General features: G+C 52.2%; 15 protein-coding genes and 3 tRNA genes. 1 reads left to right on the top strand and 17 read right to left on the bottom strand.

The genetic code is table 11. The features are described from left to right. The 16 genes from L370_RS08725 to mngA form a co-directional block, all read right to left on the bottom strand. Positions 1-76 (bottom strand) — tRNA-Lys (locus L370_RS08725). Positions 77-79: 3 nt separating this feature from the next. Continuing rightward, a tRNA-Val gene (locus tag L370_RS08730) sits at positions 80-155 on the bottom strand. 126 nt (positions 156-281) lie between these two features. Then, positions 282-357, bottom strand: a tRNA-Lys gene (locus tag L370_RS08735). Between the two features lie 161 nt (positions 358-518). Continuing rightward, positions 519-1,310, bottom strand: coding sequence for a cell division protein CpoB (cpoB, locus tag L370_RS08740; protein ID WP_023334942.1), 792 nt, complete (start codon positions 1,308-1,310; stop codon positions 519-521). 9 nt (positions 1,311-1,319) lie between these two features. Beyond that, positions 1,320-1,841 (bottom strand): peptidoglycan-associated lipoprotein Pal, encoded by a 522-nt coding sequence (pal, locus tag L370_RS08745; protein ID WP_003858578.1) that lies wholly within the window; start codon positions 1,839-1,841, stop codon positions 1,320-1,322. A 35-nt stretch (positions 1,842-1,876) separates the two neighbouring features. Next, entirely contained in the window at positions 1,877-3,169 is a 1,293-nt protein-coding gene (gene tolB / locus L370_RS08750; RefSeq protein WP_013097529.1) for a Tol-Pal system beta propeller repeat protein TolB, read from the bottom strand. Positions 3,170-3,303: 134 nt separating this feature from the next. Beyond that, the gene (gene tolA / locus L370_RS08755; RefSeq protein WP_023334941.1) at positions 3,304-4,557 is read right to left on the bottom strand and encodes a cell envelope integrity protein TolA; all 1,254 of its coding nucleotides are present in this window, start codon (positions 4,555-4,557) and stop codon (positions 3,304-3,306) included. Between the two features lie 28 nt (positions 4,558-4,585). After that, a complete protein-coding gene (tolR, locus tag L370_RS08760; protein WP_003858589.1) occupies positions 4,586-5,014 on the bottom strand; it encodes a colicin uptake protein TolR in 429 nt (142 codons plus the stop codon). Between the two features lie 3 nt (positions 5,015-5,017). Further along, on the bottom strand, positions 5,018-5,710 hold the full coding sequence (tolQ, locus tag L370_RS08765; RefSeq protein WP_008501101.1) for a Tol-Pal system protein TolQ: 693 nt from the start codon (positions 5,708-5,710) through the stop codon (positions 5,018-5,020). Beyond that, positions 5,707-6,111, bottom strand: coding sequence for a tol-pal system-associated acyl-CoA thioesterase (gene ybgC / locus L370_RS08770; RefSeq protein WP_003858593.1), 405 nt, complete (start codon positions 6,109-6,111; stop codon positions 5,707-5,709). The genes tolQ and ybgC overlap by 4 nt, the downstream gene beginning before the upstream one ends. 148 nt (positions 6,112-6,259) lie before the next feature. Beyond that, positions 6,260-6,550, bottom strand: coding sequence for a cyd operon protein YbgE (ybgE, locus tag L370_RS08775; RefSeq protein ID WP_008501100.1), 291 nt, complete (start codon positions 6,548-6,550; stop codon positions 6,260-6,262). Continuing rightward, positions 6,550-6,663: a cytochrome bd-I oxidase subunit CydX gene (gene cydX, locus L370_RS08780; RefSeq protein WP_003858598.1), complete on the bottom strand. Its 114-nt coding sequence runs from the start codon at positions 6,661-6,663 to the stop codon at positions 6,550-6,552. The genes ybgE and cydX overlap by 1 nt, the downstream gene beginning before the upstream one ends. A 14-nt stretch (positions 6,664-6,677) precedes the next feature. Beyond that, entirely contained in the window at positions 6,678-7,817 is a 1,140-nt protein-coding gene (gene cydB / locus L370_RS08785) for a cytochrome d ubiquinol oxidase subunit II (protein WP_023334940.1), read from the bottom strand. Between the two features lie 15 nt (positions 7,818-7,832). Beyond that, entirely contained in the window at positions 7,833-9,401 is a 1,569-nt protein-coding gene (gene cydA, locus L370_RS08790; RefSeq protein WP_023310795.1) for a cytochrome ubiquinol oxidase subunit I, read from the bottom strand. Between the two features lie 676 nt (positions 9,402-10,077). After that, a complete protein-coding gene (mngB, locus tag L370_RS08795; RefSeq protein WP_023334939.1) occupies positions 10,078-12,708 on the bottom strand; it encodes a mannosylglycerate hydrolase in 2,631 nt (876 codons plus the stop codon). Positions 12,709-12,731: 23 nt separating this feature from the next. Further along, a complete protein-coding gene (mngA, locus tag L370_RS08800; RefSeq protein ID WP_023334938.1) occupies positions 12,732-14,648 on the bottom strand; it encodes a PTS 2-O-a-mannosyl-D-glycerate transporter subunit IIABC in 1,917 nt (638 codons plus the stop codon). 170 nt (positions 14,649-14,818) lie between these two features. Here mngA and L370_RS08805 point away from each other — a divergent pair, with 170 nt between their 5' ends. Then, positions 14,819-15,535 carry a GntR family transcriptional regulator gene (locus tag L370_RS08805; protein ID WP_023334937.1) on the top strand — a complete coding sequence of 239 codons (717 nt, stop codon included), beginning with the start codon at positions 14,819-14,821 and terminating at the stop codon, positions 15,533-15,535. 65 nt (positions 15,536-15,600) lie between these two features. On the opposite strand, the gene L370_RS08810 is transcribed toward L370_RS08805, so the two are convergent. Next, entirely contained in the window at positions 15,601-16,356 is a 756-nt protein-coding gene (locus tag L370_RS08810) for an oligogalacturonate-specific porin KdgM family protein (protein ID WP_023334936.1), read from the bottom strand. Positions 16,357-16,668 lie beyond the last annotated feature (312 nt).

Raw genomic sequence — 16,668 nt, 5'->3', positions numbered from 1 at the left:
TGGTGGGTCGTGCAGGATTCGAACCTGCGACCAATTGATTAAAAGTCAACTGCTCTACCAACTGAGCTAACGACCCGAGTGGTGGGTGATGACGGGCTCGAACCGCCGACCCCCTCCGTGTAAAGGAGATGCTCTACCAACTGAGCTAATCACCCACTCTGTACTGCCGGTATGCGTTAAGTGGTGGGTCGTGCAGGATGACTCGGCTTCGCCTCGCCCTACGGGCCGTTGCTAACGCAACGTTATCCTTCACGTTTTACTACTACTTCCACCTGACTTAGTGGTGGGTCGTGCAGGATTCGAACCTGCGACCAATTGATTAAAAGTCAACTGCTCTACCAACTGAGCTAACGACCCACTTTTACGCTGTTTTCACGTTGTTTGATATCCCGTGGCAACGGCGGCATATATTACTGATTTAAGAATTCAGCGCAACAAAAATTTCGATGAAGATCACTTAACTGCTTAGTAATCATGCTGCACGACCAGAAATAACGCGATTTCTGGTCATGCGATAATCATCCCATCGAATTCAGACGTTTTTGCGCCTGCTTGGCACCTTCGGTACCCGGGAATTTAGAGACCACCTGCTGATAAACCGCTTTGGCTTTCGCAGTGTCGCCTTTGTCCTGCATGATGACGCCCACTTTGTACATCGCATCAGGCGCTTTTGGCGATTTCGGGTAATTTTTTACCACGGAGGCAAAATAAAACGCCGCATCGTCCTTTTTACCCTTGTTGTAATTCAGCTGACCGAGCCAGTAATTCGCATTTGGCTGATAAGTTGAATCAGGGTATTTCTTAACAAAGCTCTGAAACGCAGCAAGCGCCTCATCCTGACGAGATTGATCCTGCACCAGCGCAATGGCAGCGTTGTAGTCCGTATTCGCGTCACCGCTCTGTACAGGCGCGCCTGTTGAAGCAGACGCATCCGCTGCTGGTGCAGATGTCGCCGCACCGCTCTGATCGCCTGCTGCTGGCTGTGCTTGTGCACCACCACCGCTGCTGAGGCTATCTATCTGCAGCAAGATTTGCTTCTGACGTTCCACAACCTGGTTAAGCTGATACTGGCTTTCCTGAATCTGACCGCGGAGAGAGTCAATATCATTCTGGTTGTCGGAAAGTTGTTGCTGGAGTTGGGTTAAAAGCTGGCTGTGAGCGTTAGAAATACGCTCGAGTTGAGTGACCCGGTCTTCTACCGAGCCTGAGCCGACACTACTGATTGGTGCCTGAGCAAAAGCGGCCCAGGGGGCCGCTATTCCAACCAGTAACGACAGACTCAACAGATGATGTCTGAAGTTACTGCTCATGCAATTCTCTTAGTAAACCAGTACGGCACGACGGTTTTTGGAGTAAGCCGCTTCGTCGTGACCCAGTACTGCAGGTTTTTCTTTACCGTAAGAAACGATGGAGATCTGGTCAGCAGAAACGCCTTTACCCTGCAGGTACATTTTAACAGCGTTAGCACGACGTTCACCCAGGGAGATGTTGTACTCTGGAGTACCACGTTCGTCCGCGTGACCTTCTACGGTGACTTTGTAAGATGGGTTGCTACGCAGGAAGTTAGCGTGAGCATCCAGCATCGCAGCGAAGTCAGAACGGATGTCGTATTTATCCAGATCGAAGTAAACGATGTTGTTCTGCTGCAGCTGCTGCATCTGAAGACGCGCTTGCTCTTCAGAAGACATGTTGCCATTGCCGTTCGCGTCCATACCGGTGCCGGCACCCATCATGCCTTCGCCGCTCTGGTCATTGCTTGCGTTCTTGTTAGAAGAACACGCTGCGATTGCCATTACAGGCAGAGCGATCATCAGCCCCTTCAGCACTTTGTTCAGTTGCATTTCTATGATTCCTTTAGTAATCAATTAATTATTATTTACAGATACGGCGACCAGGCAGGTGATTTTACCTGTCCATCAGTTGCCGGAATACGCGCTTTGAAACGCCCATCTGTAGAAACCAGATTCAGCACAGATCCCATCCCCTGAGAAGAGCTGTAGATTACCATCGTGCCGTTAGGTGCCAGACTTGGCGTTTCATCCAGGAACGTTGACGACAGAACTTGAACGCCACCCGCTACCAGATCTTGTTTGGCAATGTGCTGCTGCCCACCGTTGGAGCTCACCATTACCATAAATTTACCGTCACTGCTCACGTCTGCGTTCTGGTTCTGCGAACCTTCCCAGGTAATACGCTGCGGAGCACCGCCGTTGATGTTGACTTTGTAGATTTGTGGACGGCCAGCCTGGTCAGAGGTAAACGCCAGGTTTTGACTGTCCGGGAACCATGAAGGTTCAGTGTTGTTGCTGCGACCGTCGGTCACCTGACGGATCTGACCAGAGCCAATGTCCATCACGTACAGATTCAGGCTACCGGTTTTTGACAGCGCAAATGCCAGTTTAGACCCGTCCGGAGAGAACGAAGGCGCACCGTTGTGACGTGGGAAAGACGCCACCTGACGAACGGCACCGTTTGCCAGCGTCTGGATAACCAGTGCTGAACGACCGCTTTCGAAGGTGACATAGGCCAGTTTAGAACCGTCCGGAGACCAGGCTGGAGACATCAGCGGCTGTGAAGAACGTTTCACCAGGAACTGGTTATAGCCATCGTAGTCAGATACGCGCAGCTCATACGGGAACTGACCACCGTTGGTCTGCACCACGTACGCGATACGGGTACGGAACGCACCTTTAATGCCGGTCAGTTTTTCAAATACTGCATCGCTGGCCGCGTGTGCCGCGTAGCGCAGGTACTGCTTAGTGACCTTGTAAGAGTTCTGAGCCAGAACGGTACCTGGTGCACCGCCGGTATCCACCAGCTGCCAGGCCACGTTGTAAGAGCCGTCCGGGTTAGGCGTAACCTGACCCACAACCACGGCATCAATACCCAGTGCAGACCATGCTGCAGGCTGTACTTCCTGCGCGCTACCCGGCTGCTGAGGCAGACGAGAACGATCTAACGGGTTGAATTTACCGCTGTTACGCAGGTCAGCCGCCACGATGCCACCGGCATCTTCAGGTGCAGCGCCAGGACCGGCCCACTGGAACGGAACAACCCCGATTGGGCGTGCCGAGTCCACCCCCTGGGTGATCTCGATACGTACTTCTGCGTGCAGTACTGCTGCCCACAGCATTAAAAAACTAAATGCTACACGTAATGCCTGCTTCATCATATCTCCCTTATCCGGGTAACCTTACCCACGATAATTTAGCAGAATGTTAACAAACTCAAATAGACAAAACTACCAGAACCCTGTGACTAAACCTGGTCTATTTTTCCCCGTTTGCACGGGGAAAATGTAACTTAAGGTTTGAAGTCCAGCGGCGCATTTTTGAAGACTTCGTAAACTGCCTGAGACGGCGGTTTAGGCATCTTCGCCTGACGCGCTGCAGCCAGGGCCGCAGTACATAAAGCCGGGTCGCCACCTTCAGACTTAATATCGAGCAGCATGCCGTCCGGAGCCAGTTTTATACGCAACGTACACGTTTTACCGGTATAGGAAGACGCATCATAGAATCGGCTTTCAATAGCGGATTTAATCTGCGCGGCATAACCGTTGATTTCAGCCCCTGTCGCACCGTTACTCTTAGTGTTACCACTTCCCGTCGGCGCTGCGTTGTTTCCTTTCGCCCCACCGCCCGTTTTCGGTGCATTCTTACCGGAGCTCAAATCGCCCAGCAGATCGTCAACCCCTGCGGCGGCAGCGGCTTTTTCAGCGGCTGCGGCCTTTTTGGCAGCCGCTTTATCAGCAGCAGCTTTCTTATCGGCAGCGGCCTTCTCAGCTGCAGCTTTTTTATCGGCAGCGGCTTTTTCAGCGGCGGCAGCTTTTTCTGCAGCAGCTTTCTCAGCAGCAGCCGCTTTCTTCGCGGCCTCGGCAGCAGCTTTCTTCTCTGCTTCCTGAGCGGCTTTTTTCGCGGCTTCCGCTTCGGCTTTCTTCTGAGCATCAGCGGCGGCTTTCTTCGCGGCTTCCGCTTCAGCTTTCTTCTGGGCATCAGCAGCGGCTTTCTTCGCGGCTTCCGCTTCAGCTTTCTTCTGAGCATCAGCAGCGGCTTTCTTCGCCGCTTCTGCCGCTAATTTTGCCTGGGCATCAGCCTGTGCTTTCGCGTCCGCTGCGGCTTTTGCTGCCGCCTCTTCCGCCTGCTTTTGCTGTTCCTGTGCTTTTTTCGCGGCCTCTTCGGCTTGCTTCTGCTGTTCCGCCTGCTCTTTCGCAGCTTCCTGCGCCTGCAAACGTTCTTTCTCAAGCTGCTTCAGACGCTCCTGCTCTGCGGCCTGCTTTTCACGCAGTTCTTCCGCCTGCTGTTGCGACTGTTTTTCACGCTGCTCTTCAGCCCGTTTGGCACTCGCCTTCTGCTGTTGCTCGCGATTATAGTTCTGTACTACCGCACCGGGATCCACCATCACGGCGTCAATGGAAGACCCTCCACCGCCGCCGGCTGATGCATCAATATGCTCGTCGAACGAACTCCAGATCAGCGCTGCAAAGAGAATCACGTGCAGCACTGCGGAGACGATTATCGCTCGCTTAAGCTTGTCGTTCTGTTCGGTTGCCTTTGACACTATCGGTTCCCAAAAACTACGCGGATGATCAAATAGGTTGGGTCATTAAGCCAACTGACTTAACACCCGCACTATGTAGCAAGTTCAGCGCTTTAATAATTTCATCGTAGGGTACGTCTTTCGCGCCACCGATTAAGAAGACCGTTTTCGGATTTGACTCCAGACGACGCTGCGCTTCAGCAATCACCTGCTCAGGCGGCAGCTGATCCATACGATCTTTCTCAACCACGACGCTGTATTGCCCTACGCCGGAAACCTCAATGATAACCGGAGGATCGTCATTGGTGCTCACCGCCTGTGATTCTGTCGCATCCGGCAGATCCACTTCCACGCTCTGGGTAATGATTGGCGCTGTCGCCATGAAGATCAGCAGCAGTACCAGCAGGACGTCCAGCAGTGGAACGATATTGATTTCGGACTTGAGCTCGCGACGACCTCGTCCACGCGATCTGGCCATGGTTTACCCCTTGTTGCTCTCGGTGCTGGTAAACGCCTGACGGTGCAGAATCGCAGTGAACTCTTCCATAAAGTTGTCGTAGTTCAGTTCCAGTTTGTTCACGCGCTGGTTCAGACGGTTGTAAGCCATAACCGCCGGAATTGCCGCAAACAGACCGATAGCGGTCGCAATCAGTGCTTCAGCGATACCCGGTGCAACCATCTGCAACGTCGCCTGCTTCACCGCGCCCAGCGCGATAAAGGCGTGCATGATCCCCCACACGGTACCAAACAGACCGATATACGGACTGATAGAACCGACAGTGCCGAGGAATGGAATATGCGTTTCGAGATTTTCCAGCTCGCGGTTCATAGAGATGCGCATCGCACGTGAGGCACCTTCCACCACCGCTTCCGGCGCATGATTGTTTGCACGATGCAGACGGGCAAACTCTTTGAAACCGCTATAAAAAATTTGCTCGGAGCCTGTAAGGTTTTCACGGCGTCCCTGGCTTTCCTGATACAGACGAGAAAGCTCAATACCCGACCAGAACTTATCTTCAAACGCTTCAGCTTCACGGCCAGCGGCATTGAGGATACGCGTTCTCTGGATGATGATGGCCCAGGATGCGATTGAAAAACCAATCAAAATCAACATGATAAGTTTAACCAGAAGGCTTGCCTTCAGGAACAAATCAAGGATATTCATGTCAGTCACTGCTTAAACTCCGCGACAATAGACTTAGGAAGCGCACGAGGCTTCATTATGGTTGGATCAACACAAACAATCAGCACTTCAGCTGAGTTCAGTACGGTATTCTCTGCGTTGACTATCCGCTGCGTGAACACCAGTGAGGTCCCGCGCATTGATGTAATTTCAGTTTGGACTTCGAGCATATCGTCGAGTCTGGCAGGCGCAAAATACTCAAGCGTCATCTTGCGAACCACGAAGGCAACTCGCTCAGCCAACAGCACCTGTTGACTAAAGTGATGATGGCGCAGCATCTCTGTGCGTGCCCGTTCATAAAAAGCAACGTAGCTGGCGTGGTAAACCACACCACCGGCATCGGTATCTTCGTAATAGACACGAACCGGCCATCGAAACAGCGTTGTATTCACTTTACATCCCGGTAATGCAACAAAAGTTAATGCTTTTAAACTTCGCTACTATACGCGCGGGAATGATGGTTTGGAATGGGAGAAAGTAAACGGAGAGTAAATTTTTATGGGCTCGGGTAAGCCCATAACGTTAACGGACATTTCTTATTCAGAAGAAGAAGAAAATCAAACCGGCGAGAAGCACCAGATCGGCGATCAGCGGGCAAAAAATTCCCTGCCAGTGAACGGCTTTCGGACGAAAGCCCACGCCGTGGATCACACCTGCGCACACCGCCCACATAATGAGGAAGCCGTGCCAGATTTCAAGCTCGCTGGTTTTCGCTGCAAAGCGCGAAGGGTCCCAGAAGATACAACCTGCCAGCAGTAATGCCATCACTAAAGAAAGCGCCCGTAACGGGCGCTTATCCATTACCGCGTAAAGTTTCGCGATAATATTCATCAGTGTTTTTCTTCACCCGCTTTGGTCGCTTCGACGTGCTCAAGCGCCAGGGCAGTGATGACACCAAATGCACAGGCAAGAAGCGTCCCTAAAATCCATGCGAAATACCACATATTCAGCTCCTTACTTAGTACATAGAGTGGGTGTTGCTTTCAATATGTTCTTTCGTGATGCGACCGAACATTTTCCAGTAACACCAGATGGTGTAGGCCAGAACAATCGGAACGAACACGCAAGCAACATACGTCATCAGGTTCAGCGTCATATGGCTGGAGGTTGCATCCCACATGGTCAGGCTAGCATTCAGCATGGTGCTGGATGGCATGACGAATGGGAACATCGCAATACCCGATGTCAGGATGATGCACGCCAGGGTCAGTGATGAGAACACGAACGCCAGAGCGCCTTTCTCCAGACGAGACGTCAACACGGTCAACAGCGGCAACAGTACGCCCAGAGCCGGGATAGCCCACAGCGCAGGGGTATTGTTGAAGTTCACCAGCCATGCACCTGCCTGACGCGCCACTTCTTTGGTCAGCGGATTAGACGGCGCAGTATGGTTGATTGCAGACGTCACCACGTAGCCATCAATGCCGTACACCACCCACACACCGGCCAGTGCGAAGCAGACCAGCGTGACCAGTGCCGCAACCTGAGCAGTAGCACGGGAACGCAGGTGCAGTTCACCAACCGTACGCATCTGCAGATAGGTTGCGCCCTGAGTGATGATCATCGCCACGCTCACCACGCCTGCCAGCAGACCAAACGGATTCAGCAGCTGGAAGAAGTTACCGGTGTAGTAAAGACGCATATATTCGTCCAGGTGGAACGGTACGCCCTGCAGCAGGTTACCGAACGCCACGCCGATCACCAGCGGTGGAACGAAGCTACCGATGAAGATGCCCCAGTCCCACATGTTGCGCCAGCGGGTGTCTTCAATCTTGGAACGGTAGTCGAAGCCTACCGGACGGAAGAATAAAGAGGCCAGCACCAGAATCATCGCCACGTAGAAGCCGGAGAACGCAGCCGCGTAGACCATCGGCCAGGCAGCGAACAGCGCGCCGCCTGCGGTGATCAGCCACACCTGGTTACCGTCCCAGTGAGGGGCGATGGAGTTGATCATGATTCGACGCTCGGTGTCATTACGACCGAGGAAACGGGTGAGCATCCCCACCCCCATGTCGAAACCATCCGTGACGGCGAAACCGATCAGCAGAACGCCGATCAACAGCCACCAGATAAAACGCAATACTTCATAATCGATCATTTGATGACTCCTGTCTTAGCGTGCCGGCTGAGTAGTCGCGGTGGACTGCTCGTAGTGATAGCGACCGGTTTTCAGGCTGCTTGGGCCAAGGCGCGCGAACTTGAACATCAGGAACAGTTCAGCCACCAGGAACAGGGTGTACAGACCACAAATCAGCAGCATGGAGAAGATCAGATCGCCCGCTGTCAGGGAAGAGTTCGCTACCGCCGTTGGCAGTACCTCACCAATCGCCCATGGCTGACGGCCATACTCTGCAACAAACCAGCCGGATTCGATAGCGATCCACGGCAGTGGAATACCGTACAGCGCGGTGCGCAGCAGCCATTTTTTCTCGCCGATGCGGTTGCGAATCACGGACCAGAAGGACGCCGCAATGATCAGCAGCATGATGATGCCGCAGCCCACCATGATACGGAATGCGAAGTACAGTGGCGCAACGCGTGGAATCGAGTCTTTGGTGGCCATCTGGATCTGCGCTTCTGTCGCATCAGAAACGTTCGGGGTATAGCGTTTCAGGAGCAGACCGTAACCCAGATCTTTCTTCACGTTGTTGAACTGGTCGCGAACGGCCTGATCGGTAGAACCGGCACGCAGCTGTTCCAGCAGCGAGTAAGCTTTCATACCGTTACGGATACGCTCTTCGTGCTGAACCATCAGCTCTTTCAGACCGGTCACCTGCTTATCAACAGAACGGGTGGCGATGATACCCAGTGCGTAAGGGATCTGAATAGCGAAGCGGTTTTCCTGCGCGTCCTGATCCGGAATACCGAACAGCGTAAACGCAGCAGGCGCCGGTTGGGTTTCCCATTCGGCTTCGATGGCGGCCAGTTTGGTTTTCTGCACGTCACCCATTTCGTAACCGGATTCATCACCCAGAACGATAACAGAGAGGATTGCAGCCATACCAAAGCTTGCAGCGATAGCAAAGGAGCGCTTAGCAAACGCGAAGTCACGACCGCGCAGCATGTAGTAAGAACTGATACCCAGGACAAACATCGCGCCGCACACATAGCCAGAAGCAACGGTGTGAACGAATTTAACCTGCGCAACCGGGTTCAGGACCAGCTCGGCAAAGCTGACCATCTCCATACGCATGGTTTCGAAGTTGAAATCAGACGCGATAGGGTTCTGCATCCAGCCGTTCGCCACCAGGATCCACAGCGCGGACAGGTTCGAACCTAATGCCACCAGCCAGGTCACCGCCATATGCTGGACTTTACCCAGACGGTCCCAACCGAAGAAGAACAGACCTACAAAGGTGGATTCGAGGAAGAATGCCATCAGACCTTCAATGGCCAGCGGCGCACCGAAGATATCCCCTACATAGTGGGAATAGTAAGACCAGTTAGTCCCGAACTGGAACTCCATGGTCAAACCGGTTGCCACGCCCAGTGCGAAGTTGATACCAAACAACTTGCCCCAGAACTTGGTCATATCTTTATAAATCTGTTTGCCGGAGAGAACGTATACCGTTTCCATAATGGCCAGCAGGAACGCCATACCGAGCGTCAGTGGCACAAACAGGAAGTGGTACATCGCGGTCAAGGCAAACTGTAAGCGCGACAGTTCGACTATATCTAACATCATGACTCCTTGCTCATCGCATGAAGACTCCGAGAGTGAACCCCGTCAAAGAGAGATCCACACGCATGCCCCAATACAAATTATTCGCATCCTTGTCGTCGTTATTACCCTGAAGGAGGATAAAAACGGTGACGTGAGGTTACAAATACGTTAATAAAAAACTCAAATTGATCCCGCAAATATAATACGCTGCAAAACCCTTACAATAAACAGGTTTTTATTGAATCACATTTACGTTTTTCGACGGTGATCAATTTATAGCAAAATTACCACTTTTCGGCCATTTTGATCGGGGACAATTTAGCGCCTTTTGACGGGTTTTTCCAAGGATTAAACATTGACTTAAATCAAAAACAATCATTGATGTTAACTATGTTTAATCATGGTGAGAGTGGTAAAAACCATGTTAATGATATGTGCATAAAAAGATGAGATTGGTTATCGAAGACAGGGAAGAATATAAACAGAAGTGATTTTAATTAACGCTAAAGAGAGCAACATTTTCAGTGAGGGACAAACAATAAGCGTAGTCGGGCCAGGTTATTTTTCCATTGCATTTATGCAACCCTTCGAAATTACATTTAATTTACTTTTGATACCCCATAAGTTAACACCGCTGTGTGACTATTTAATGAAAAAAGGCCGCCCTCTCTGCAGCCTTTTCCGTATCACGGGCTCAGGCGATAAGAATGCTAAAGGTTCGCGACTGCCCCGGCCTGAATGCCCCGACAATGCCCTCTCCTTCACACCGATCCATTATCCGTTCGTTCATGTCCGTTTCGCGCCACCGTTTCACCGTCGGATTCATGGATAACGTCGTGTCAAATGCGCTGGACGCCGAAGGATTGAACAGGCGGAGAATGAGCTCATCACGATCTTCAGCCTTTTTGAGCGTACTGAGCACGCATCCCGTTGGCGAAAGCGCTAACAGACTGTAACTTTCCGGCGTGATAAACGACGCCTGATTCAGTTTCATCGCATCCCAGGGAATTTTGTTATAGCACTGCACCGGCGTTAACCACGATTTAGCCTGCTGCGCGACGCCCGCGTTTTCCGGCGTACCGCTGAAGCTGAAAAGGCTAAAGCGACAGGTTAACGGCCCGCGCATCTGAGAGTCAGGAACAGGCATTTTGATCCCAGAAGGTCTGCCAGGACGCAACAGCAAATCTTCTTTCCCGAGCAGCCCCACGCCGCGCAGCAAGGTTAAGGCGAATGCTTTTTTGTCATCGCCCACCACTTCAAACTCGCGCAGCCCCTCGGTGAAGAGCGCCAGCCCGTTGCGCTTTTCCTGCAGGACAGCATAGTTGAGTAAATTCCAGACGGGAACCGGCGCTTCTTTCCAGCCCTCCTCATGCCAGGTCGCCATCGCTGCGTCCTGCACCGAGCGAGTAAGCGAGCCAAACTGCGTATCCGCTAACACTTCCTCTGTCATAAACGGCGTAGGGATCAGCACGCGAACGCGGTGGTCGTCAGCCTGGTTATCCAGCCGCACGGATACATCAATGCGCCTGCTGTTATGGCTAAGCGTGACGTCAAACTCCACGTTGAGTGAGCCGTTTCGCTGGCGCGCCGCGCGTTCGGCCAGATTTGCCGGAACGGCGATTCGATGGCGGATCGCCGCCCTGCTCTGCCAGCCTTCGTGCGTGACCTCAACCTCATGTTCACCCTGCGCTGAAGTGAGCCTCCACTCTTCCCGGGAAGGTGAATAGTCGTACTCATCGCCATCGTCCGAACTCTCTTCGATTTCCAGTACGCGGTCATAAATAAGCCCGGTTTCTTTGTCGCGCAGGCGCAGCGTGCCGTCATCGTTTAAATCAATCTGCCAGAAGGCATTTTCAAGTAAGGATTCGGTGTTTTTCACCGCCGGGAGCATCTTCCCGGCCACGTTCGGTTCGATATACAACGTACGGTAGCCCATCGACGGCAGTATCTGGCTGAGCTGAATATCAAACTCCATAAAGGGCTCGTAATTGCCGTAATGGACAATCTGCCGGTCAATAAGGCCGGGGTCGAGTTCGCGCGCGCTGCGAATGAAATAGGGGATATCGTTGCCTTTTTCATCCCGCAGTCTGAACTGGCTGGCCCGCAGCCGAATCGTGGTGTTTATCACCTCTTCACGCGGCCAAGGCATCAGGTTGAACATCACCAGCTTATCAGCGTCGCTTTGCGGCATGTTGTCGACAATCTTGCGCATATAGAAACGCACCAGGTTGTCAGCCATGTCCTCTGCCAGTTCAAAGCGGGAGACAATCTCGCGGTGCACCTTATCGCTGCAGCAGCAGCCGATGCTGTCGTGAGCGTGGTTTTTGAGGATCTCTTTCCACATTTTTTCCAGCAAACCGTGGTGATATTCAAAACCCAGCGTCCAGGCAAGCGCCGCCAGCGGCTCGAGGATATTGACAATTTTGTTCTCGATACGCGCATGGGCGATTTTGATGTCCATGCGCGTGGAGCCGATGGTCCGGTGAACGCGCATGTATTTCCCGTCGATAAACTCCCCTTTCAGCGTCGCCAGTTCATCGCGGTGCGCGTCGATGTGCTCAAACACCTCTTCGAACCGACTCATCACAAATTGACGCTGAGGATAGATTTCACGAAGCTTATCCATTACCGCGAAAATGTTCTGCTGCAGCGGCATCTGGTCATGACCGTTGGGCAGTAAAATTTCTTTGGTCACCGAGGCTTTTTCCAGGACCTCGAAATAGCTGTCGAGCCGTTTTCGCAGCCCTGCTTCGTCCTCCGGTAAGTACTTACCAATCGCGTAGCCCAGCGGCAGCACCTGCGTCGTCACTTCACTACCGTCCTGACTCTGCCAGAGAAACTCGGTTTTGTCGGTCCCGTGTCGCTCAGAACAGCCGCGCCAGAACATCGTGCGGGTAATGCCAAACCCGTTATAGATATGTGGAAGCTGGCCGGACATACCAAACGAATCCGGCAGATAGCCGATCTTCATCGGCTCGCCGAACGCCATACAGTCGCGCATGCCGTACATCAGGTTGCGAACAATCGACTCGCCGCTGACGATCGTGGTATCGGTTTGGGTATACCAGGGGCCGATTATCAGCTTTCCGCGCTCTACAAGCGCTTTCACCCGCGAGCGGTTTTCAGGCACGACGGCAAAATAATCCTCCAGCACCGCCGTCTGTCCATCGAGGACATAATATTTATACTCGTCATCCTGCTCCAGACGGGTCAGGATCTCTTCCATATTATTGACCAGAAGAATACGCGACTCTTCGGTGGTGAAATACCACTCACGGTCCCAGTGCATATGCGGCGTGATATGAACGCGAGATACAGCTTTCATCTTCGTTTCCTGTTTGTGCGTTGTTACGGTATGGCGTCTTCAGTGACGTAGTTGCCCTTTTTCACTGCCTGGCGACGCCAGAGCAGCAGAATAAAGGTTGAGATAGCGGTACCCACCAGCGCCGCGCCAAACCAGCCCGCCGCCGCAACCACACCGCTCAACCCGGCATCGTGAAGTAAAAAGAGAGAGAAAATACCGGCCCCCGGCGTGGACAACCCGATCTCCATCGCGCCGACAATCGCGCCTGTTACCATGGAGCCGAGCACAAATGAACCAATGACGCGAAGCGGATCTTCAATCGCCATCGGAATCGCCCCTTCGGTGATGCCCGCAAGGCCGAGCAGCCACGTGGATTTACCGGTTTCAATTTCAAACGGTTTAAACAGTTTCGGTGCCAGCAACGTTGACGCCGTGACGGTGAAGGCCGACACCATTTTGACGGACGCAAAGATGGCATAGGGACCGTATACCCCATTAGCCATCGCTCCCAGACAGAACGCGTAAGAGGCTTTGTTGACCGGACCACCCAAATCGAATGAGCACATAAACCCGAGGATCGCCCCCAGAAGCAGCGCATTCGCGCCGGACAGCCCATTAAGCCAGGCGGTGAGCGTAGTATTAAGCCAGGCCACCGGCTCACCAATCACAAACAGCATCAGGCTGCCCGCACCCAGTACGCCAATAACCGGATAGAGATAAAAGGTTAAAAAGCCGTTGAAGCGGCTACTCAGGCGAATGTGATTTTTCACCCAGCGCATCAGGTAACCCGCGATCAGCCCGCCGATGATAGCACCCAGAAAACCTGAGCCGATCATATTGGCCGCAAGACCGGCCGCAAAGCCCGGCGTCAACGCGGGTTTATCCGCCAGCGAGTAAGCGGTATAGGCCGCCAGAACGGGGACCATTAAAATGCCGAGCATGCCGCCGCCAAGCTTGCGGTACATCCACAGCCATGAGTTTTCCTGGTCGAACAGGTGCTGCAGGCCCAGGATTTGCGCCAGAAGTACCGACACAGCAAGCACCGTCCCGCCGGCGACGATCAGCGGCACCGCAAAGGAGATACCGCTAAGGAGCGCCTGCTTGAGCTCGGTTTTAACGCTCTTTTTCATTCCCGCATCGCCATGCGCATGACGCGCATCGATAGAAGGCTGTAGCGCCAGCGCGCGCTCAATGAGCGCTTCAGCATGGCGCAGAGGTTCCGCGACAGGCACGGAAATGGCGGGGATTCCCTGAAAACGCTCGTTCTCTTTGATCGCCACTTCTGCGGCAAAGATGCACGCTTTGGCCTCCTGCAACTGCTGCGCGGTGATGCGTCCCTCAATACCGTTCGCCCCCTGCTTTTCGACCACCACGTTAACGCCCAGCTTACGTCCCGCTTTTTCCAGGTACTCAGCTGCCATATAGGTATGGGCAATCCCGGCCGGACAGGCGGTGACGCAGATGACGGTTGGTGCATTCACCAATGTGGCAACCTCGTCTTCCTGCGAAACACCGTTCAGCGCATCAAGCAGATCCTCCGCCGTCGCTGCAGCCATAACGCGCTCCCGGAGTGCATCATCTGCCAGGCGAGACGTCAGCGCCGTCAGCACCTGGATATGCGTGGACCCCGCTTCAGCAGGCGGTATAGCAAGCAGGACGATGAGCTCAACGTTTTCAGGGCCGTCCACCCCCTCCCACTCCAGCGGTTCGCACAGCGTAGCAATCGCAAAAGCCGCTTCGTTCACCGCGCTCGATTTACCGTGCGGGACAGCCAGCCCTTCACCCAGTGCGGTTGGCCCCTGCGATTCGCGACGGTAGACCTCCGCCAGAAACGCATCGCCATCGGTAATTTTGCCCAGCGCCACCAGCCGCATCGTAAGCTGGCGAATTGCCTCATCACGGCTGGAATAGTGAGCCTGCACACAGACAGCGCTGGGATGGGTCAGAGTCGTCAGGTTCATAAGATCCTCACACGTAAGTTGTTATTGTCTGGCGGCAATTGTGGCAGGAAATACAATACATTTATGTGATCACTTTCACTAACAATGCAAATTTGTATTCAAATTGTATTATTTACAAATTTTACGCTGAAGGCATAATTCCGTGAAAAGGTATTAGAAAGGCAGATTCTATGGGTAACAAACCGATGTACCGGCAGATAGCCGATGCGCTTCGCGAGAAAATCAATACGGGTGAGTTAAAACCCGGCGATGCGCTACCGACGGAATCCAGCCTTCAGGAGGCGTTCAACGTTAGCCGTGTAACGGTGAGACAGGCGCTGAAGCTGCTTACGGAAGAGCAGATCGTCGAGAGCATTCAGGGCAGCGGCACTTACGTAAAAGAAGAGCGCGTTAACTACGACATTTACCAGCTCACCGGCTTTTACGAAAAGCTGGCGGACCGAAACGTCGATACGCACAGCGACGTCAGCGTCTTCGAAGTGGTGAAAGCCGATGAGCGGCTCGCAGCAAGGCTGGCGATCAACCCGGACGATAAAGTCTGGCACGTCAAACGCGTCCGCTTTATCAAACAAAAACCGGTGAATCTGGAAGAAACGTGGATGCCGCTGGCGATGTTCCCCGACCTCACCTGGGAAGTAATGGAGAATTCGAAATACCACTACGTTGAGCAGATCAAAAAGCTGGTTATCGATCGCAGCGAGCAGGAGGTCATCCCCGTGATGCCCTCTGACGAGGTCGTGAATGCTCTGGGCATCGATGCAGCAAAACCTGTCCTGGAAAAAATCTCCCGCGGCTTCCTCAGTGATGGACGCGTATTTGAATTCAGCTGCAATATCTTCAAAAGCGATGACTACAAATTTACACTCGTGGCGAAACGCAGGCACTAAACGTTCATGAATGACAAGAACCCGGTGCAAAACCGGGCTCTCATGTTATTACGTTAGTTCAATGATTAAAGTGTAAACGTCATACCGATGCGATAGCGCGACTCAGAGACATTATCCTCACCGTCATAGTAACCCTGCTGATCTAAATAGTCGTATTCAACATAGGGACTAAACCATTCGTTCCACTTATACCGCAGTGTAAATGCATTCTCCGTTGCCCAGGTTTTATTATTTTTATAGGTGTAATCCTCATTAGCATGCTTATATGCTGTGCCCTGATATAAGAAACTCCATTCGCGATTAAATTTATAACCCACAAAGATGTCGAGACGATTAACACTGTCGCGATGTGACTCTCCCTCATCATTAACAGTCTCATAAGTATTATAATCGTATCGGTAACGCAAGCCGAGACTCCAGTCAGCACCGGGCAGATAGTTGACTCTCATATAGGGACGAAGCTGGGTGCCTTTACTACTCCAGTGGTAAATCCCCCCGGGTTGTAGATTCCACTTATCGGCAAACCGCCATGTATAATTTGTCTCTATCTCATTGTAGTCAGTTGTGCTGTCACCAAAAGAGTGAGCACTGTCGGACTTATCGGAACCGTTTGTACCCTTCCCGTTATTTTTATTGTTTTTATTATCCATCTCCGCGCTTGCCCACCAACCGTTAGCCCAGCTCTCACTGATCTTATACCGCGACTCATAGGAGTGGCTCCCGGTTTTATAGCCGCCCCGGACATCAAACGTTAGCGCATGGCTCACCAGCGGTGAGCCAGCAGCGATCAGAAGAAAAAAACGTAATAGATTCTTTTGCATAACAGACCTTCATCCTTTAAATAAGATCACTTGCCATAGAATAAAAAACACCCATCAAAAAAAATCCCGTGGAATCATATTCGTTTAAAAACAAATATCACGAACAAATATTCTCAAATAAGATCGCTGTCATAAATTTTTTCAAAACACCGTTTCTATAAAATAAAAACATAAACAAAATTTACTTAATCAAAGCATTTATAAGCTTGGTGAATTTATTTTTTGGATTTTTCAAAAAACAATAAACGATAACAAAACACAAACAAATTGTTCTTCCACAGATTCGAACACAAACCAACAAAGAAAAATGAA

The organism is Enterobacter sp. MGH 24 (genome assembly GCF_000493015.1).
GTDB lineage: Bacteria > Pseudomonadota > Gammaproteobacteria > Enterobacterales > Enterobacteriaceae > Enterobacter.
Note: the sequence above shows the minus strand (reverse complement) of the source record. Positions and strands in the feature narration are given on the sequence as shown.